The sequence below is a fragment of the Streptomyces milbemycinicus genome (genome assembly GCF_002154605.1).
In the GTDB taxonomy this organism is placed as follows: domain Bacteria; phylum Actinomycetota; class Actinomycetes; order Streptomycetales; family Streptomycetaceae; genus Streptomyces; species Streptomyces milbemycinicus.
In genome coordinates, this window is sequence record NZ_MUNE01000683.1 from 1 (window position 1) to 621 (window position 621).

Genomic DNA, 621 nt, shown 5'->3' on the forward strand with positions numbered 1-621 from the left:
AGCGGCCGTCAGGGGGCTCGCGGGGGTCAGAACAGTAGTCACGTCGCCTCTTCTCTAGCTCGACGAGCTGTCGTACCAGGGTCAACATCCAACCAAGCCGAAAACGTTCCCGCTCGTGGCTTTTTCTCAAAAATTGCTTCTGAGTAGACCGGATGGTGACGGTTGGCGGCGAATGAGCCGTATTGCGTGGGTTTACGGTTTCACGTCGCTTGTCGGATTTGTCCTCCCGGCTGGGTTGCCGGTTGTTGGTGAGGACGTGCCCGGAGCCTAAATGGTTCATGCCTGAAAGGGAACGTGATGTTTGTGTCACCCCAACGAGCGATCGAACGTACGAGCGAAAGTCAAGGAGTCTGGACTAGCATGGACGTTCTCATGGGTGGCGGCACAACGGCTCTATCAGGCCTCGGTACGCTCTGACGGGCGACCCAGCCACCAAGTAGGCCCCCAGCGGGGCCAAGAAGAAATTCAGCGAGGAGCGAACCGCGTGACCGCCGACACGTCCGTGCCGTCCACTGCGCTGCTTACCGGAGCAGACCGGGGCGGCTCCAACTACACCGCGCGGCACCTGCTCGTCCTGGAAGGGCTCGAAGCGGTACGCAAGCGCCCCGGTATGTACATCGG

General features: G+C 60.7%; 1 protein-coding gene. It reads right to left on the minus strand.

Features of this window, described 5'->3' with window-relative positions:
- The coding region (locus CCN51_RS56720; RefSeq protein ID WP_211303303.1) for a hypothetical protein at positions 1 to 280 on the minus strand (280 nt) is incomplete at its 3' end.
- Positions 281 to 621: the final 341 nt, after the last annotated feature.